At 74.5% G+C, this 17,740-nt stretch carries 14 protein-coding genes and 1 tRNA gene; 8 read left to right on the forward strand and 7 right to left on the reverse strand.

The window, feature by feature from the left end:
- Nucleotides 1-50: 50 nt before the first annotated feature.
- From GA0070623_RS03305 to GA0070623_RS03315, 3 genes are all read right to left on the reverse strand, one after another.
- Nucleotides 51-1,676 carry an alkaline phosphatase D family protein gene (locus tag GA0070623_RS03305; RefSeq protein ID WP_067315660.1) on the reverse strand — a complete coding sequence of 542 codons (1,626 nt, stop codon included), beginning with the start codon at nucleotides 1,674-1,676 and terminating at the stop codon, nucleotides 51-53.
- A gap of 132 nt (nucleotides 1,677-1,808) precedes the next feature.
- The gene (locus GA0070623_RS03310; protein ID WP_067315657.1) at nucleotides 1,809-3,248 is read right to left on the reverse strand and encodes an MFS transporter; all 1,440 of its coding nucleotides are present in this window, start codon (nucleotides 3,246-3,248) and stop codon (nucleotides 1,809-1,811) included.
- A gap of 109 nt (nucleotides 3,249-3,357) precedes the next feature.
- The gene (locus GA0070623_RS03315) at nucleotides 3,358-3,594 is read right to left on the reverse strand and encodes a hypothetical protein (protein ID WP_067315654.1); all 237 of its coding nucleotides are present in this window, start codon (nucleotides 3,592-3,594) and stop codon (nucleotides 3,358-3,360) included.
- Between the two features lie 131 nt (nucleotides 3,595-3,725).
- Between GA0070623_RS03315 and GA0070623_RS03320 the strand changes: the two genes are divergently transcribed.
- Entirely contained in the window at nucleotides 3,726-4,886 is a 1,161-nt protein-coding gene (locus GA0070623_RS03320; RefSeq protein WP_089003892.1) for a geranylgeranyl reductase family protein, read from the forward strand.
- Between the two features lie 30 nt (nucleotides 4,887-4,916).
- Here GA0070623_RS03320 and GA0070623_RS03325 read toward each other — a convergent pair whose 3' ends face one another.
- On the reverse strand, nucleotides 4,917-5,951 hold the full coding sequence (locus tag GA0070623_RS03325; protein WP_067313138.1) for an alcohol dehydrogenase catalytic domain-containing protein: 1,035 nt from the start codon (nucleotides 5,949-5,951) through the stop codon (nucleotides 4,917-4,919).
- 78 nt (nucleotides 5,952-6,029) lie between these two features.
- Here GA0070623_RS03325 and GA0070623_RS03330 point away from each other — a divergent pair, with 78 nt between their 5' ends.
- Nucleotides 6,030-6,215, forward strand: a complete 186-nt coding sequence (locus GA0070623_RS03330; RefSeq protein ID WP_067313136.1) for a hypothetical protein — start codon at nucleotides 6,030-6,032, stop codon at nucleotides 6,213-6,215.
- Between the two features lie 63 nt (nucleotides 6,216-6,278).
- Here the strand turns inward: GA0070623_RS03330 and GA0070623_RS03335 are convergent, their stop codons facing one another.
- Entirely contained in the window at nucleotides 6,279-8,081 is a 1,803-nt protein-coding gene (locus tag GA0070623_RS03335) for a bifunctional metallophosphatase/5'-nucleotidase (RefSeq protein ID WP_067313134.1), read from the reverse strand.
- A gap of 224 nt (nucleotides 8,082-8,305) precedes the next feature.
- Between GA0070623_RS03335 and GA0070623_RS03340 the strand changes: the two genes are divergently transcribed.
- Nucleotides 8,306-9,208: an SDR family oxidoreductase gene (locus GA0070623_RS03340; protein ID WP_067313133.1), complete on the forward strand. Its 903-nt coding sequence runs from the start codon at nucleotides 8,306-8,308 to the stop codon at nucleotides 9,206-9,208.
- 64 nt (nucleotides 9,209-9,272) lie between these two features.
- Here the strand turns inward: GA0070623_RS03340 and GA0070623_RS03345 are convergent, their stop codons facing one another.
- Both GA0070623_RS03345 and GA0070623_RS03350 read right to left on the reverse strand, forming a co-directional pair.
- Entirely contained in the window at nucleotides 9,273-9,926 is a 654-nt protein-coding gene (locus GA0070623_RS03345; protein ID WP_067313132.1) for a nucleotidyl transferase AbiEii/AbiGii toxin family protein, read from the reverse strand.
- Entirely contained in the window at nucleotides 9,923-10,252 is a 330-nt protein-coding gene (locus tag GA0070623_RS03350) for a hypothetical protein (protein WP_067313130.1), read from the reverse strand. Before GA0070623_RS03350 ends, GA0070623_RS03345 begins: the two co-directional genes overlap by 4 nt.
- Before the next feature lie 379 nt (nucleotides 10,253-10,631).
- Between GA0070623_RS03350 and fdh the strand changes: the two genes are divergently transcribed.
- From fdh to selA, 5 genes are all read left to right on the forward strand, one after another.
- A complete protein-coding gene (fdh, locus tag GA0070623_RS03360; protein WP_157517613.1) occupies nucleotides 10,632-13,937 on the forward strand; it encodes a formate dehydrogenase in 3,306 nt (1,101 codons plus the stop codon).
- Complete coding sequence (locus GA0070623_RS03365) at nucleotides 13,930-15,045, forward strand: 4Fe-4S dicluster domain-containing protein (protein WP_067313149.1); 1,116 nt, start codon at nucleotides 13,930-13,932, stop codon at nucleotides 15,043-15,045. Before fdh ends, GA0070623_RS03365 begins: the two co-directional genes overlap by 8 nt.
- Nucleotides 15,042-16,250, forward strand: coding sequence for an NrfD/PsrC family molybdoenzyme membrane anchor subunit (nrfD, locus tag GA0070623_RS03370; protein ID WP_067313123.1), 1,209 nt, complete (start codon nucleotides 15,042-15,044; stop codon nucleotides 16,248-16,250). The genes GA0070623_RS03365 and nrfD overlap by 4 nt, the downstream gene beginning before the upstream one ends.
- A gap of 73 nt (nucleotides 16,251-16,323) precedes the next feature.
- A tRNA-Sec gene (locus tag GA0070623_RS03375) sits at nucleotides 16,324-16,419 on the forward strand.
- A 22-nt stretch (nucleotides 16,420-16,441) separates the two neighbouring features.
- On the forward strand, nucleotides 16,442-17,740 hold the full coding sequence (selA, locus tag GA0070623_RS03380) for an L-seryl-tRNA(Sec) selenium transferase (protein ID WP_067313121.1): 1,299 nt from the start codon (nucleotides 16,442-16,444) through the stop codon (nucleotides 17,738-17,740).

Here is a 17,740-nt window from a genome sequence, read left to right on the forward strand (position 1 = left end):
GACCGACCGGCCGGCCCCCGCCCGGGGACCGGCCGGTCGGCGTCGGCACGTCACGCCGGGGCGTCCTCCCGGCGCAGCTTCGCCGAGCCGGTGCCCACCGAGAACCCGGCGGCCCAGCGGCTCGCGCTGTCGGCCCGGGTCCGGTCGAGCAGGTGGTACCAGTCCATCCGGCAGCGCTGCGGGGTCACCTCCAGCACGCCGTAGCCGTGCCCGTCCAGCTCCGTCCACTTCACGTGCGGGTTCGTCGACCGCAGCAGGGTCGCCCCGAGCAGGCTCAACCCGTTACCGGCCGGCAAACCGAGGACGTCGTCGACGTTGTCACTGGTCACCGAGGGCACCACGAACTCGGCGGCGGCCGGGTCGGTCAACCCCGTCGACCGGGTGGTCACCTCGCTGGCCCACGAGGTGTGGATGTCCCCGGTGAGGAAGACCACGTCCCGGGTTCCGGTCGCCCGCAGGTGGTCGACCAGCCGGTTGCGGTCGGCGTTGTAGCCGTCCCACTGGTCGGGGTTGAGCACCGCGCCGTTCTGCGGGATCCCCAGCAGCTTGCCCAGCGGGCCGAGCAGCCACGCCGGCAGCGAACCCAGGTCGACCCGGGCCATCATCACCGGGTTGCCGACCAGCTTCCACTGTGCCGTCGAGGTGGCCAGCCCGTCGGAGAGCCACCGCAGCTGGGCCGCGCCGGTGATGGTCCGCGCCGGGTCGTCCACCGCGGTGCCGGCGGCCTGCTGTGACCGGTACGACCGCAGGTCCAGCATGGACAGCTCGACGAGCCGGCCGTAACGCAGCCGCCGGTAGATCGCCCCGTCCGCGCCGATCCGCACCGGCATCCACTCCTGGTACGCCTGCCGCGCGGCGGCCACCCGGTCGGCCCAGGCGCCCTCGGTGCCCGGGGTGTGGTTCTCCGCCCCGCCCGACCAGGCGTCGTTGGCGACCTCGTGGTCGTCCCAGGTGATCACCCAGGGCAGCGCGGCGTGCAGCGCCTGGAGAGCCGGGTCGGTCTTGTAGAGCCCGTGCCGGATCCGGTAGTCGGTCAGCGTCAGGGCCTCGTGCCTCGGCTCGACCGGGCGGACCACCGTGCCGCCGGCGTCGAACTCGCCGGTGCCGTACTCGTAGAGGTAGTCGCCGAGATGCACGACCAGGTTGAGGTCGCCCCGGTCGGCCAGTCGCCGGTAGGCGGCGAAGTGCCCGGCCTCCCAGTTCGCACAGGACACCACCCCCAGTCGCAGCCGGTCGATCGCCGCGTCGGGCGGTGGGGCGGTCATCGTCCGCCCGGTCGGCGACCACCCGTCGCCGTGGCCGAACCGGTACCAGTACGTCGTCGCCGGGGCCAGCCCGGTCACCGCGACCTTGACGGTGTGGTCGCGGGCCGGACCGGTCGGCGACACGCCCTGGGCGGCCACCGTGGCGAAGTCCGGGTCGGTGGCCACCTGCCAGCGGACGTCGACGTCGGGGCCGAGCCCGGAGCCGGGCACCGCCTCCGGGACGGGGGTGACCCGGGTCCAGAGCAGGATGCCGTCCGGCAGCGGATCGCCGGAGGCGACCCCGTGCCGGAACGCGCCGGCCGCCGCGTGGGCGGGACCGCTCGCGGCCAGGGTGGTGCCGGCGAGGACGGCCGTGCCGGCGGAGGCACCGGCGAGGCGCAACAGGGTACGACGGTCGAGGGTGTTCGTCATGGTCTATGTGTCTACCGGTTGCTGCGGTGTGTGCGCAGCCCCGTGCGGTGAGTGTTCGCCGACGGTTCCCCCGTCGTTGGCGGGGTCTGGTCGGTACCGCGGCCCGGCACCGACGTCAGGGGCGGGCCGGGCTCAGCGGCGGTGCGCGGCGCGGTGGTTCAGCACGATGTCGACCGCCGCGGCGACCAGGGCCAGCGCGACGATGCCGATGGCCAGCAGCAGGGAGTGCCGGAACGCGGTGGACCACTGGCCGTCGGTGTCGGCCAACGAGGAGAAGAACAGCGCGCCGACCGCGGCGATGCCGGCGGCCGAGCCGATGCGTTGCCCCGTCTGCAGCATCCCGGCCGCGCTGCCCGCCTGCGGCACCGGCACCTCGGAGAGGGTCAACGTCTGGTTCGGGGTGATCACCAGACCGCTGCCCAGGCCGGCGAGCAGCAGCGGCAGCGCGGTGAGCAGCGGCACCGACCCGTGCGGGGTGCCGCGCAGCACGAGCACCACACTGGCCAGCCCGACCAGCACCATGACCAGCCCGATCCCGACCAGCGGCCGGCCGAACCGGGTGACCAGCCGACCGCCCAGGGCGGCGGCCAGCGCCGAGCCGAGAGCGAACGGGGTGATCGCCAGGCCGGCGACGAGCGCCCGGTAGCCGAGGCCGTTCTGCAGGTAGAGGGTGAAGATGAAGAAGATCGCGGTGAACCCGCCGAAGTAGATGAGCGCGATCACCGCGCCGACGGTGTACGACCGCAGCCGGAACAACCCCAGGTCGAACAGGGGCGTACGGGTGCGCCCGTACCGGTGCTCCCAGAACCCGAAGCCGGCCAGGACCACCAGCCCGGCCGGGATCAGCGCCCACTTCCACGGGCTGGGCCACTGCTCCCGCTGCACCAGGGGCAGCAGCAGGCACGTCACGCCGGTGCCGAGCAGCAGCACGCCGACCGGATCGAGCCGGTGCCGGTCGAGCCGACCGGCGGCCCGGGTGGGCAGTAGCCGCCAGCCGAGCAGCACCGCGACCACGCCGACCGGCACGTTGACGAAGAAGACCCACCGCCAGCCGTGCGCCTCCCCACCGAGCTGGATGAGCAGACCACCCAGCAGCGGACCGACGGCGGTGGAGATGCCGATGGTCGCGCCGAGCAGCCCGAACGCCCGGCCGCGCTCCGCGCCCCGGAACAGCTGCTGGATCAGGCCGGTCACCTGGGGGTTGACGATCCCGGCGGCGACGCCCTGGAGCAGTCGGGCGGCGACCAGCCAGCCGGGGGACTGGGCCAGCCCGGCCAGCGCGCTGGTGACGGTGAACAGGGCCACCCCGACCACGAAGGCGTTGCGCCGGCCCCGGGCGTCGCCGAACCGGCCGGCGGGCACCAGGACCAGGCCGAACGTCAGCGCGTACCCGGACAGCACCCACTGCAGGTCGCTGGGGCTGGCCTGCAACGCCCGGTCCATCGACGGGACGGCGACGTTGACGATGCTGACGTCCAGCAGCGTCATGAACGCGGCGACGAGGCCGACCCCGAGGGCCTGCCAGCGACGCCGGTCGTCGGTCGGGTTCACCTCGGCACGGCGATCGGGCACGGACCGATCATCGCGTACGGACCGGTGATCGGGCATGCCGCAGCGCTACCCCGGGGTGAACGGGCCGAACCGGCGGGCGGGGTGACCGTCCGGCGGGGCCGGTCGGCGCTCACGCCGGCTGGCGGGCACACCAGCGCGGGCCGAAGTCCAGCCCGGCCAGGGGTGAGTCCTCGCGGTGCAGCAGGCCCTTCTCGGTGAGCAGGCGCAGCGGTGCGTGGACGTCCTGCTGGGCCAGCCCGGCCTCCTCGGCGATCAGGTCCGGGTACGGCACCTGACCGCGCGTCTCCAGCACGGTCACCGCCTCGTAGACGCGGACCTCGGCCTCCGACAGACGTACCTGCTGCATGGCGCCCTCCTTGCCGTCGACCCGGCCGGCCGGTCGGGCGGTCCGGCTTACCCGCTGACGGCCCGACGATGCCTGCCGGACGGGCCGGTCGTGCGGGACTCCGGCCGGGGCGGTGCCCTAGGCTGGCTGACATGATCATCTGGGATCTCGTCGTCGTCGGCGCGGGGCCGGCCGGGCTCAGCGCGGCCCGGGAGGCCGCCGCCGCCGGGGTGCGGACACTGGTGCTGGACCGGGCGGTGCACCCCCGCTACAAGACCTGCGGCGGTGGCCTGATCGGCACCTCGCTGTCGGTGGTCGCCGGCCGGATCGAGGTGCCGGCACACGACCGGGTCGACCGGGTGACCTTCACCAGGGACGGCCGGCGGGCCTTCACCCGCCGGCACGGCACCCCCCTGGTGACCATGGTGCGCCGGGAGGAGTTCGACGACCGGCTGCGCGCGGCGGCGGTGTCCGCCGGGGCCGAGGTGCGCGGCGGGGTCGCCGTGCGCGCCCTCGACCAGGACTCCGACCGGGTACGCGTCCGGCTGGCCGACGGCACCACGGTGACCGCCCGCGCGGTGATCGGGGCGGACGGCTCCGCCGGGATCACCGCCCGGCACGTGGGGGTCCGCTACGGGCAGGTGGACCTGGGGCTGGAGCGGGAGCTGCCGGTGTCACCGGCGCAGGCGGCCCGCTGGCGGGGGCGGCTGCTGCTGGACTGGGGACCGTTCCCCGGCTCGTACGGCTGGGTCTTCCCCAAGGGCGACCGGCTCACCGTCGGGGTGATCGGCGCCCGGGGTGAGGGCGACCGGACCCGGGCCTACCTGCGGGACCTGCTCGACCGGCTGGGCCTGGCCGGGGTGCCCGCCGAGCACGACTCCGGACACCTGACCCGCTGCCGGGTCGACGACGCGCCGCTGCGCCACGGCCGGGTGCTGGTCGCCGGGGACGCCGCCGGGCTGCTGGAGCCGTGGACCCGCGAGGGGATCAGCTACGCGCTGCGTTCCGGGACGCTGGCCGGCGCGGCGGTCGCCGCCGGTGACCTGGACCGTTACCCGCGCGACGTGCACGAGCGCCTGGTGCCGTCGATGCGGGCCGGTCGACGGCTGCTGGCGGTGTTCGCCCGTCGCCCGCAGCTCTGCCACGCCTTCCTGGCGACCCCGGCCGGCTGGGCGATGTTCGTCCGGTTCTGCCAGGGTCGGGTGAGCTTCGACCGGACCCTGGACCGGCCGCCGGTGCGGGCCGCGCTGACCCTGCTGGACCGGCTGCCCGCCCGGGGTGGCCGGCCGCCGCTGCCCGGCTCCGGCCGCTGACCCGCCGGCTGCCGGCGGCGGGACCGCGGGTCAGGGCACGATCACCGCGCGGCCGTGGATCTCGCCCGCGCGCAGCAGCCGGTACGCCTCCGGGGCGTGCTCCAGTGGGAAGGTCTGCACGTCGGCGGTGAGCAGCCCGGCCCGACCGAGGGCGATCACCTCCTGGAGTTCGGCCCGGGTGCCCCAGAACGGGACCTCCACACTGGTCTCGAACGGCACGGTGGGCGGCTCGTCGGCGACCGGCCGTACCGGCAGGGTGCCGCCGCCCAGGCCCACCAGCAGCAGCCGGCCGCCGGTGGCGACCACGCCGCGGGCGGTGGCCAGGGTGGCGTCGACCCCCACGCAGTCGACGACCACGTCCGCGCCGTCCGGCGCCGGGCCGACGAGCTCCCGAATCCGGTCGACCGTGTCCGGACCGGCCGGCACCACGTGGTGCGCGCCCACCCGGGTGGCCAGGTCCAGGGCGGCGACGTCGCTGTCCACCGCGATGATCCGCACGGCGGTGGTGGCGGCGAGGATCTGCACCGCCATGTGCCCCAGCCCGCCGATGCCGATCACCACGCAGGTCGTCCCGGGGCGCAGCGCCGGCCGGGCCAGCTCGATCGCGTGGTACGGGGTCAGCCCGGCGTCGGTCAGCGGCGCCGCCTGGGTCAGCTCCAGGTCACCGACGGGCAGCAGCCGCGAGGCGGGCACCGTCACGTACTCGGCCAGTCCGCCGTCGCGGCTGAGCCCGACTCCGCCGACGGGCACGGTGCGGCACTGGTTCTCCCGGCCGTGCAGGCAGCCCCGGCAGGTGCCGCAGCCGATGATCCCGTAGACGGCGGCCCGGTCACCGCCGGACCAGCCGGTGACCCCGTCGCCGACCGCGTCCACGGTGCCGGCGATCTCGTGGCCGAGGGTGAGCGGGGTGGGGAACACCCCCGGCGCGGCGTCGAGGATGTGCAGGTCGGAGTGGCAGGCGCCGACCGCGCCGACGCGTACCAGCACCTCGCCGGGGCCGGGCGTCGGGGTGGGCACCTCCACCTGTTCGAGCACCCCGGGGGCGGTCATCCGTACCGCGCGCATGGTTGGTCCTTTCGTCGGCGACGGTTCCGCGCGGTTACCCCTCCCGCCGGCCTTGATGCCCGGCGCACACTGTGGGTCATGAGTGAGCCCACCGAACCGTTCAGCGACGAGCAGTACGCCTTCCTGCGGCACGTGCGCTTCGGCGAGCTGCCACCGCCGGTACGCCCCGAGGACCGGCTGGCGGCGACCGAGACCGACCCGCCCCGCTACCAGCCCGACCCCACCCCCGGCCAGTACGAGCAGGACCTCCGCTCGGGCGGCTGACCCGTCCGGCGACCGGCCGACGCGCCGGGGTGCGTCCCCGGACCCGTCGGCCGGCACCCCGCTTCAGAAGACCGGCACCCCGGCGCGGACCAGCCGCCAGTTCGGCACGAAGAAGTCGGCCGGGTCGATGGTGCCCCGGGCCTGCGCCCAGTCGATCAGCAGCTGGCGGATCTCCTGCTGCGCGTTGTAGACCTGGGTCTTGACGATGCCGGGGAAGTTCCCGCCGCCGCTGCGCCGGTAGTTGTTCACCGCGACCACGAACTGCGCGTCGGCGGCGACCGGGCTGTCGGTGCCCGGCAGCACCAGTCGGGTGATCCGCTGCCCGACCGGCCGCGAGACGTCGATGTCGTAGTCCAGCCCGGAGATGACGTCGTAGTTGTAGTCCGGCACCGCCGGGTCGCTGATCGTCGCCGGGTCGACAGGCGCACCGACGGGCAGCGTGGTGAAGTACTTCGCCGAGTACTCCAGGTACGCCTTCACCTCGGCGCCGGTGAGCACCACCGCCTCCAGGGTGTTGTCGTAGACGTACAGTCCGGCGACGTCCCGGATCCGCACGTCGCCCTGCGGGAAGACGGCGGTGCGGCTGAACGGCGCGGCGATCGACAGCACCGGCAGCGCCGCGTACGGGCCGCCGGTGAGGGCGGCGGTGACCACCTCGGTCTGCACGTGGTTGATGAAGTCCAGGATCGGGGTGTCCCGGTAACGCGACTCGGCGGCGGACAGTTCCCGGGTGGACCGGGCGACCACCGTGTTGACGTACCCGACGGTCTTGTCGTGCTGGCCCCGCACGGCGGCGAGCACCTTCGGGTCCTCGACCACGGTGTTGGTGTTGAGCATGGTGGCGCCCTTGGCGACGACCTTCCAGCGGCCCCGCTCCCGGGTCAGGGTGAAGTCCATCCGGGTCAGCCGCTGCCCCCACTTGGACGGTTCCGCGGTGAGCACCTGCGCGCCGGTGGCGGTGTTGGTGACGAACCTCTCGACCACCTCGTTGTGGGCGTGGCCGAAGAGGATCGCGTCGATGCCGGGGACCTGCTGGGCGATCAACGCCACCGGGTTCTCGTTGGGCAGCTCCGGGCCGTAGCTGGAGGTGCCGCTGTCGCCGCCGTGGGCGGAGACGATGACCAGGTCCGCGCCCCGCTGCCGCATGACCGGCACCCACTTCGCGGCGGTCTGCACCATGTCGGGGAAGACCAGCCTGCCCTCGACGTTGCCCTTGTCCCAGATGGCCACCCCGGGGTTGGTCAGCCCGAGGATGCCCACCGTCAGCGTCGGCCCGCCGGGGCCGCCGGGCCGGACCCGCTTGAGCACGTACGGCTGGAACGCCGGCCTGCCGGTCCGCGCGTTCACCGCGTTCGCGGCCAGCGCCGGGAAGCCCAGCTGGTCGATCCAGGTCGCCAGCAGCGGCAGCCCGTAGTTGAACTCGTGGTTGCCCAGCGTCACGGCGTCGTACCGCAGGATGTTCATCGCGCGGGCCATCGGGTGCGTCGCGCCGGTGACGGTGATCGGCTCCTGCTTGGCGTAGTACGTGGCCAGCGGGGTGCCCTGGATGGTGTCGCCGGCGTCGAGGACCAGGGTGGCCCGGCCCCGCCGCTCGGCGCGGACCTGGTTGACCAGGGTGGCCAGCTTGGCGATGCCGACGTCGTTGTGCTTGCTGTCGTCGAACTCGGCGTCGCGGTAGTAGTCCCAGTTGTAGACGTTGCCGTGGGTGTCCGAGGTGCCCAGCACGGTCAGGTCCCAGGTCTTCGGACCGGTCGGGGTCTTCCGCTCGGCCGCCCGGACGGGGGTGCCGGCGATCAGCGGGGCGCTCGCCGCGGCGGCGGCGACCGCCAGCAGCCGGCGGCGCGAGGCGCCGGAGGAGGAGGTCATGAGATGCCCTTCCATGGGGGAGGCGGCGCCTCGTGGACGCCGCTGCGCACCATAGCCACCGCCGGCCCCTCCTGCCACAGTGGTCGCCACTGTTCGCCCGTGCCCACCCAGCCGGTCATCTCCGCGTCGGTCCGGCGACCCCCGGCCCGGTTGTTTCCGCCCTACCCCTCGGGGTAGGTGAGGCGGAGACCCAGAACGGACGAAACCAGGCAGGGAGCCGCACGGTGAGCCAGGACCAGTACACCCCGCAGGACCCGACCGACCAGTACGGCCACCAGGACGGCCAGCCGGCCCAGCAGCAGTCGACGCCCGGCCGGACCGGCGCGATGGACCCTGCCCCGGACCACGGCGAGACGTCGTACCGGGGCAGCGACCGGCTGGTCGGCAAGCGCGCCCTGATCACCGGCGGCGACTCGGGCATCGGCCGGGCGGTGGCGATCGCCTTCGCCCGGGAGGGCGCCGACGTGGTGGTCTCCTACCTCAGCGACGAGGAGGACGCCGACGCCCGGGAGACCGTCCGGCTGATCGAGGAGGCCGGCCGCAAGGGTGTCGCGGTACGCACCGACCTGACCGACGAGCAGCACTGCGTCGACCTGGTCGACCGGACGGTGGCCGACCTCGGCGGGCTGGACATCCTGGTCAACAACGCGGCCTACCAGATGGCCCAGGACGAGGGCATCACGGCGATCAGCACCGCGCAGTTCGACCGGGTGATGAAGACCAACCTGTACGCCATGTTCTGGCTCTGCCGCAGCGCCGTGCCGCACCTGAAGGAGGGGGCGACGATCATCAACACCACCTCCATCCAGGCGTTCGACCCGTCGCCGCCGCTGCTGGACTACGCCACCACCAAGGCGGGCATCGCCAACTTCACCAAGGGGCTCGCCGCGCAGCTCGCCGACCAGGGGATCCGGGTGAACGCGGTCGCCCCCGGCCCGATCTGGACGCCGCTGATCCCGGCGACCATGCCCGAGGAGAAGGTGGCGCAGTTCGGCACCGACACCCCGCTGGGCCGGGCCGGGCAGCCCGCCGAGCTGGCACCGGCGTACGTCTTCTTCGCCTCCCAGGAGTCCAGCTACGTCACCGGGGAGATCCTCGGTGTCACCGGTGGCCGGTTCACGAAGTGAGCTGCCCGCCCGCGCCGGGCCGGGTGCGCCCCGGTCCGGCGTACGGGCGGTCCGGCGGCAGGGTTCAGCGGGGCCAGTCGGCCAGCCGGCGACGTACCTGCGCGATCTGCGCCGGGTCCAGGCCGTAGCGGGCGAGCCGCCGGTCCGGCAGCCGGTCCAGGTAGCGGCCGGCGGCCCGGACGTCCTCGTCGGCCAGTGCCGGGTCAACCTGCCGGGCCAGGGCCAGCAGCGCGTCGACCGGGTAGTGCGCCAGCGCGGCCGCCACGTCGATGTAGTCGCGGGCCTCCCGCCTGTTGACCAGGGCGGCGGTCTTGTTGGCGATCAGGTCGCGGACGTCCATCACCGGTCCGAGGTCCATCACCACCGGTGAGCGGTACCGGTCGAGCCGGGCAAGGCTGAGCCGGATCCGCCGGTCGCCCCGGCCGACCACGAAGTCCCGGATGTCCCGGTCGAAGCCCTCGAACAGCGCACCGAGGTCGCTGTCCGGATCGGCGACCGCGACGGTGTAGCCGGCCCGCTCCAGCGCGGCGCGCACCTCCTCGGCAGCCGCCTCGGCGGCCCCCTCCACGTCGGCGAACAGGTCGACGTCCTCGGTGGGGCGGGTGACCAGGCCGTGCGCTGCCCAGGCCACCCCGCCGCCGAGCACGAACCGGTGCCGCCCGGCCGCGGTGAGGGCGACCCGGGCGACCTCCCGGTAGAAGTCGTGCAGGTGGGTCACGCGGCGCGCAGCGCCCGGTGCCGGCTCTCCCAGGCCTGGCGTACCCCGCGGGGCAGGTTGAGCAGTCGCCACACCCGGCGCAGGGTCGGCCCGTCGACCAGCGCCCGCAGGTCGTCGGCGCGGGTGGTCTCCCGCAGCACGTTCTCGTACAACCAGAGCAGGTCGTCCGGTTCGGCCAGGTCGAAGGTGCGTTCGCTGCTCCACATCAGCCGTACCGGCAGCTCCACCACCCCGCCGGTGGGACCGGCCAGCTCCGCCAGGGTGCGCGCCACCACCACCGGACGGCCCGGCCGGGCCAGGTGGGCGGTCGCCAGGGTGGCCTGCATGGTGTCAGGGTAACGCCGCGCGGACCCGCCCGGGTACGCGACGCCCGGCGCGCCCGTGCCGTCGCGGGCTTGGCGCGTGGGCGGCGGGGAAGCCCCGGGTGGGGTATCGTTGCCGCAGGAGCGTCGGTGTGTCCAGTGTCCCCGGGCCTCACCTGAATTGCCGTCGCGGAGTTCCGTTCGGCTGGAGCCGCGTTGCGCCACGCGCCGAGAGGCGACATGCATGCCGGCGCTCCGCCACCGTGATACGGCGCTGCCCCCGACCCGCCCGGTCGGGGGCAGCGCCGTTTCGGTGTGCGCAGATCCTCGCACCCGGGTCGCATCCTCCGCCGCGCTGGCCTATGTTCAGTAGGTCGGATCATGCCCGGGAGGGAGGTGGGCGGTGGGTCTGCGGACGTTCCTCGCGGGCTGGCCGGTCTACCGGCAGCTCACCGGCACCGACCCGCTCGGCCGGGGCGCGGCGGCGCAGTCGGGCCGCTCCGCCGGGCTGACCGCCCGCACCGAGACCGCCGACCGGGTGGCCCGCTCGGTCTGCCCGTACTGCGCGGTCGGCTGCGGGCAGCGGGTGTACGTCTCCGAAGGTCAGGTCACCCAGATCGAGGGCGACCCGGACAGCCCGATCTCCCGGGGACGACTCTGCCCGAAGGGCTCGGCCAGCAGGAGCCTGGTCACCAGCCCGTTGCGGCAGACCACGGTCCGCTACCGCCGACCGTATGCCACCGAGTGGGAGGATCTCGACCTCGACACCGCGCTCGACATGATCGCCGACCGGGTCCTCGCCGCCCGCGAGCAGACCTGGGAGGACGTCGACAGCGACGGCCGGCCGCTGCACCGCACGCTGGGCATCTCCAGCCTGGGCGGGGCGACGCTGGACAACGAGGAGAACTACCTCATCAAGAAGCTGTTCACCGCGATGGGGGCGCTCCAGATCGAGAACCAGGCCCGCATTTGACACTCCGCCACCGTCCCCGGTCTGGGGGCCAGCTTCGGTCGCGGTGGCGCGACGGACTTCCAACAGGACCTCGCCAACGCTGACGTCATCGTCATCCAGGGGTCGAACATGGCCGAGGCCCACCCGGTGGGCTTCCAGTGGGTCATGGAGGCCAAGCGGCGCGGTGCGAAGGTCTTCCACGTCGATCCCCGGTTCACCCGCACCAGCGCGGTCGCCGACAGCTACCTGCCGATCCGGGCGGGCACCGACATCGCCCTGCTCGGTGGGGTGGTGCGCTACATCCTGGACAACGAACTCGACTTCCGGGAGTACGTGCTGGCGTACACGAACGCGGCGACGATCGTCAGCGAGCAGTTCGCCGACACCGAGGACGGCGACGGCCTGTTCTCCGGCTACGACCCGAACACCGACAGCTACACCCAGACCAGTTGGCAGTACGCCGGGCACGAGCAGGATTCCGGCAGCGGGCACACCGCCAAGGAGCGGGACACCGCCGCCGGCCTGCGGCACGAGTCGCACGGCGCGGAGGTGGACGGGCAGACCGAGCGGGACGAGACCCTCCAGCATCCGCGCTGCGTCTACCAGATCCTGCGCCGGCACTTCGCCCGCTACACCCCGGAGATGGTCGAGCGGGTCTGCGGCATCCCCCGGGAGAAGTTCCTCGAGCTGGCGCGGGCCTGGACGGAGAACTCCGGCCGGGACCGCACCGGCGCGCTGGTCTACTCGGTGGGCTGGACCCAGCACAGCGTCGGTGTGCAGTACATCCGCACCGGGGCGATCATCCAGTTGCTGCTGGGCAACATGGGCCGGCCGGGCGGCGGCATCATGGCGCTGCGCGGGCACGCCAGCATCCAGGGCTCGACGGATATCCCGACCCTGTTCAACCTGCTGCCCGGTTACCTGCCGATGCCGCACCACGCCGACCACCCGACCTTCGACGAGTGGGTGGACAGCATCCGGCACCCCGGCCAGAAGGGTTTCTGGGGCAACGCGCGGGCGTACGCGGCGAGCCTGCTCAAGGCGTACTGGGGGGACGCGGCGACCCCGGAGAACGACTTCTGCTACGACCACCTGCCCCGGATGACCGGCGACCACGGCACCTACCAGCAGGTGCTGAACATGATCGACGGCAAGATCAAGGGGTACTTCCTGCTCGGCCAGAACCCGGCGGTCGGCTCCGCGCACGGGCGGGCACAGCGGCTCGGCATGGCCAACCTGGACTGGCTGGTGGTCCGCGACCTGTTCATGATCGAGAGCGCCACCTTCTGGAAGAACGGCCCCGAGGTGGCCACCGGCGAGATCGTCCCGACCGAGTGCCGCACCGAGGTGTTCTTCCTGCCGGCCGCGTCGCACGTGGAGAAGGAGGGCACCTTCACCCAGACCCAGCGGCTGTTGCAGTGGCGGGAGAAGGCCGTCGAGCCACCGGGTGACGCCCGCTCCGAGCTGTGGTTCTTCTACCACCTCGGGCGGCGGCTGCGGGAGAAGCTGGCCGGCTCCCCCCACCGGCGCGACCGCGCCCTGCTCGACCTGGCCTGGGAATACCCCACCCACGGCCCGCACGACGAGCCGAGCGCCGAGGCGGTGCTGCGCGAGATCAACGGCTACGACGTGTCCACCGGCCGTCCGCTCGCCTCGTTCGCCGAGGCGAAGGACGACGGCTCCACCGCGGTCGGCTGCTGGATCTACTCCGGCGTCTACGCCGACGGGGTCAACCAGGCGGCCCGCCGCCGGTCCCGGCACGAGCAGGACTGGGTGGCCGCCGAGTGGGGCTGGGCGTGGCCGGCCAACCGGCGCATCCTCTACAACCGGGCGTCGGCCGACCCGCAGGGCCGCCCGTGGAGCGAACGCAAGAGGTACGTCTGGTGGGATCCGCAGGCCGGCGAGTGGACCGGCTACGACGTGCCGGACTTCGAGCGGACGAAACCGCCGACGTACCGGCCGCCGCAGGGGGCGTCCGGCCCGGCGGCGCTGGCCGGCGACGACCCGTTCGTCATGCAGGCCGACGGCAAGGGCTGGCTGTACGCGCCGAGCGGGGTGCTCGACGGTCCGCTGCCGACGCACTACGAGCCGGCGGAGTCGCCGATGCGCAATCCGCTCTACGGCCAGCAGGCCAACCCCACCCGCAAGGTCTACGCCCATCCGGTGAACTCGGTGAACCCGAGCCCGCCGCAGGAGCACAGCCAGGTGTTCCCGTACGTGTTCACGGTCAGCCGGCTCACCGAGCACCACACCGCCGGGGCGATGAGCCGGACGGTGCGTCCGCTGGCCGAGCTGCAACCGGAGATGTTCGTGGAGGTGTCCCCGGAGCTGGCCGGCGAGGCGGGGCTGACCCACCTCGGGTGGGCGCACCTGATCAGCGGCCGGGCGGTGATCGAGGCGAAGGTGCTGGTCACCGACCGGCTCACCCCGTTGCGGGTGGACGGCCGGGTGATCCACCAGCTCTGGCTGCCCTACCACTTCGGCTACGAGGGCCTGGTCACCGGCGACTCGGCCAACGACCTGTTCGGCATCACCCTGGACCCGAACGTGCTCATCCAGGAGAGCAAGGTCGGCACCTGCGACATCCGGCCGGGCCGCCGGCCGACCGGGCCGCCGCTGCGGGACCTGGTCGAGGACTACCGTCGACGGGCCGGGATCGTGCCCGGCGAACGCCCGCCGACGGTGACGACCCGGGTCCGCCGGCCGGCGGGCCGCAGCGACGACGGGCCACGGGAGAAGGGTGCCGACCATGCCTGACGGCAACAGCCTGTACGGCCCGCTCGATCCGGCCCCGGACGCGGGCTGGACGGCTGCCGGCCCCCGGATGGGGTTCTTCACCGACACCAGCGTCTGCATCGGCTGCAAGGCCTGCGAGGTGGCCTGCAAGGAGTGGAACGCCGTCCCCGCGTCCGGCTTCGACCTGCTCGGCATGTCGTACGACAACACCGGCGCGTTGACCGCGAACTCCTGGCGGCACGTGGCCTTCATCGAGCAGCCGGTCCCGGCCGGTCCCGGCGGCGCGCCGTTCGTCGGCACCCCGACGGGCGGGTCGGCCGCCGCGGCGTCGGCGGCGGTCGCCGCCGGCACCGGCAACGTCGGCGACACGAACCCGGGTGTCCCCCCGGGCGACGTCGCCACCGCCACCACCGACCCGACCACCGCCGGGTCCGGCGGCACCACCCCGGCCACCGCACCCGGCGGCGGGGCGGCCGGTGGGGCCGGCGGCACGGGCACCCGGTTCCTCGGGATGCCCGGGGCCGCGCCACCCGGCCGGGGCACCGGCGTCGAGGCCCGCACCGACTTCCGTTGGCTGATGATGTCGGACGTCTGCAAGCACTGCACCCACGCGGCCTGCCTGGACGTCTGCCCCACCGGGTCGCTGTTCCGCACCGAGTTCGGCACGGTGGTGGTGCAGGAGGACATCTGCAACGGCTGCGGCTACTGCATCTCCGCCTGCCCCTACGGGGTGATCGACCAGCGCCGGGGCGACGGCCGGGCGTGGAAGTGCACGCTGTGCTACGACCGGCTCGGCGCGGGCATGACCCCGGCCTGCGCCCAGGCCTGCCCGACCGAGTCCATCCAGTACGGCCCGCTCGACGAGCTGCGCGAGCGGGCCGCCCAGCGGGTCACCGCGCTGCACGAACGGGGCGTGCCGCAGGCCCGGCTGTACGGGCACGACCCGACCGACGGCGTCGGCGGCGACGGCGCGTTCTTCCTGCTCCTCGACGAGCCCGAGGTGTACGGCCTGCCGCCGGACCCGGTGGTCACCACCCGGGACCTGCCGAGGATGTGGCGGCGGGCCGGGCTGGCCGCGCTGGCCATGACGGCGGCGGCTGTCGCCGCGTTCGTCGGAGGGTCGTCGTGAGCGTGGGCCGCAGGCCGGTGGGGGAGCGGTTCCGGGGCTTCCGCGAGCGGCTGGCGGCCGACGGTGCGTTCCGGCCGCAGCGGTCCTCGGCCCGGCTCGGCCACGGGGCGAAGGTCGGCGCGGGTCCGGCCGACGGCGCGTACCCGGCCGGAGCCCCCGGTTCGGCCGACGCTGCCGACGCGCCGGTGGTCGTACCGCCCCGGGACGAGCCGCCGGTGGCGCGCAGGCGGCGGGGCCGGGGTGGGCGCGGCGGCGAGGAGCTGCAGGTCCCGGCGGCGGAGTTCACCTCCTACTACGGCCGGCCGATCCTCAAGGCCCCGGTGTGGCGGTGGGACATCCCGGCGTACCTGTTCACCGGCGGGCTCGCCGCCGGGTCGTCGCTGCTGGCCGCCGGCGGGCAGCTCACCGGCCGGCCGGCGCTGCGGCGGGCCGGTCGGGCCACCGCGTTGGGCGCGGTCACCGCCAGCGCCTACTTCCTCGTCAACGACCTGGGGCGGCCGGCGCGCTTCCACCACATGCTGCGGGTGGCGAAACCGACCTCGCCGATGTCGGTGGGCACCTGGATCCTCACCGCCTACGGACCGGCCGCCGGGCTCGCCGCCGTCGCCGAGGTCGCCCGGCTGCTGCCGGACCGTGGCGTGTCGGGGCTGGCCCGGCGACTGCTGCCGCCGACCGGGCGGGCCGCCGGGCTGGCCGCCGCCGCCGTCGCGCCGGCGCTGGCCACGTACACCGGGGTGCTGCTGGCCGGGACGGCCGTGCCGTCCTGGCACGAGGCGTACCCGGAGCTGCCGACCATCTTCGCGGGCAGCGCGCTGGCCAGCGGCGCCGGTGTGGGGTTGCTCGCCGCGCCCTGCGCGCAGGCCGGGCCGGCCCGGCGGATGGCGGTCGCCGGGGCGGCGCTGGAGCTGTGGGGCGCGCACGCGGTGGAGACCCGGCTGGGCCTGCTCAGCGAGCCCTACCGGCTGGGCACGGCGGGCCGGCTGCTGCGCGCCGGTCGGCTGCTCACCGCCGCCGGGGTGGTCGGCGCGCTGGCCGGCCGGCGCAGCCGGGCACTGTCCGCACTGTCCGGCGCGGCGCTGCTGGCGGCCTCGGTGGCCACCCGGTTCGGCATCTTCCACGGCGGAGTGGCCTCGGCCCGGGATCCGAAGTACACGGTGCTGCCGCAGCGGGACCGGATCCGTCGCCGCGAGGCCGGCCAGGTCTGACACCTCGTCGCCTACGGGGCGGGTCTGACACCTCGCCACGCCGCCCGGGCGGCCCTGTGGTTGACTCGGTGGCGGAGGCGTTCAGGTGGCTGGTGCCCCTCCCAGCCTTCAAAGCTGGTGTGGTCCGGGATCCGGGCCAGGCGGGTTCGATTCCCGTCCGTCTCCGCCAACCACCGGGGGAGATGACACGCATGGGTGAGGCGGCGGGCGATCCGCGTCGGCGGGTGCCGCGCACCGACGTGCTGCTGGCCGACCCCGGGCTGGCCGCCGCGGCGGCCACCCTCGGCCGGGACCGGGTCAAGGTCGCCGTCACCCGCGCCCAGCAGCGGGCCCGGCTCGGGGAGATCACCCCCGGGCAGGTCCGCGACGCGGCACTCGCCGCCCTGTCCGCCCCGGGGCACCGGGTGGTGCTCAACGCCACCGGGGTGGTGCTGCACACCAACCTCGGCCGGGCCCCGTTGTCGGCCGCCGCCGTCGACGCGCTGGTCGCCGCCGCCGGCTGCACCGACGTGGAGCTGGACCTGGACACCGGTCGGCGGGCCCGCCGCGGCCGCGACGCGCTGGCCGCGCTGGCCGCGGCGGTGCCCGACGCCGCCGCCGTGCACGTGGTCAACAACGGCGCGGCGGCCCTGGTCCTCGCGGCGACCGCGCTGGCCGCCGGCCGGGAGATCGTGGTCAGCCGGGGGGAGCTGGTGGAGATCGGCGACGGGTTCCGGCTACCCGACCTGCTGGCCAGCACCGGTGCCCGGCTGCGCGAGGTCGGCACGACCAACCGCACCACCCGCGACGACTACGTTCGGGCGGTCGGGCCGGACACCGGTTTCGTGCTCAAGGTGCACCCGTCCAATTTCGTGGTCACCGGCTTCACCGCGGCCGTCGGGGTCGGCGAGCTGGCCACCCTCGGCGTGCCGGTGGTGGCCGACATCGGTTCCGGTCTGCTCACCGCCGACCCGCTGCTGCCCGCCGAGCCGGACGCGGCGGGCACCCTGCGGGCCGGGGCGCACCTGGTCACCGCCAGCGGCGACAAGCTCCTCGGCGGCCCCCAGGCCGGGCTGCTGCTCGGCGACGCCGACCTGGTCGACCGGCTGCGCCGGCACCCGCTGGCCCGGGCGCTGCGGGTGGACAAGCTGACCCTCGCCGCGTTGGCGGCCACCCTGCACGGGCCGACCACCCCCACCCGGGACGCCCTGCACGCCGACCCGGCCGGGCTGCGGGACCGCTGCGAACGGCTGCGGGACACCCTCGGTGCCGAGGGCTGCAAGGCCGAGGTGCTGCCCAGCGTCGCGGTGGTCGGTGGGGGCGGGGCACCCGGCGTCGAGCTGGACTCCTGGGCGCTCAGCCTGCCCGAGCGGTACGCCGCACCGCTGCGCCGGGGCGACCCGCCGGTGCTCGGCCGGGTGGTCCGGGGCCGGCTCCTGCTGGACCTGCGCTGCGTACCGGCCACCGCCGACGGCACGCTGCGCGACGCGGTGCTGCGGGCGGCCGACTGA

This window comes from Micromonospora rifamycinica (genome assembly GCF_900090265.1).
Classification (GTDB): Bacteria; Actinomycetota; Actinomycetes; order Mycobacteriales; family Micromonosporaceae; genus Micromonospora; species Micromonospora rifamycinica.

What these genes read in the sequence shown, in the direction of transcription:
- GA0070623_RS03365 (WP_067313149.1), top strand. Translation starts at nt 13,930, where the DNA reads ATGCCTGACGGCAACAGCCTGTACGGCCCGCTCGATCCGGCCCCGGAC.
- GA0070623_RS03320 (WP_089003892.1), top strand. Translation starts at nt 3,726, where the DNA reads ATGATCATCTGGGATCTCGTCGTCGTCGGCGCGGGGCCGGCCGGGCTC.
- GA0070623_RS03335 (WP_067313134.1), bottom strand. Translation starts at nt 8,081, where the DNA reads ATGACCTCCTCCTCCGGCGCCTCGCGCCGCCGGCTGCTGGCGGTCGCC.
- selA (WP_067313121.1), top strand. Translation starts at nt 16,442, where the DNA reads ATGGGTGAGGCGGCGGGCGATCCGCGTCGGCGGGTGCCGCGCACCGAC.
- GA0070623_RS03330 (WP_067313136.1), top strand. Translation starts at nt 6,030, where the DNA reads ATGAGTGAGCCCACCGAACCGTTCAGCGACGAGCAGTACGCCTTCCTG.
- GA0070623_RS03350 (WP_067313130.1), bottom strand. Translation starts at nt 10,252, where the DNA reads ATGCAGGCCACCCTGGCGACCGCCCACCTGGCCCGGCCGGGCCGTCCG.
- GA0070623_RS03315 (WP_067315654.1), bottom strand. Translation starts at nt 3,594, where the DNA reads ATGCAGCAGGTACGTCTGTCGGAGGCCGAGGTCCGCGTCTACGAGGCG.
- GA0070623_RS03305 (WP_067315660.1), bottom strand. Translation starts at nt 1,676, where the DNA reads ATGACGAACACCCTCGACCGTCGTACCCTGTTGCGCCTCGCCGGTGCC.
- GA0070623_RS03325 (WP_067313138.1), bottom strand. Translation starts at nt 5,951, where the DNA reads ATGCGCGCGGTACGGATGACCGCCCCCGGGGTGCTCGAACAGGTGGAG.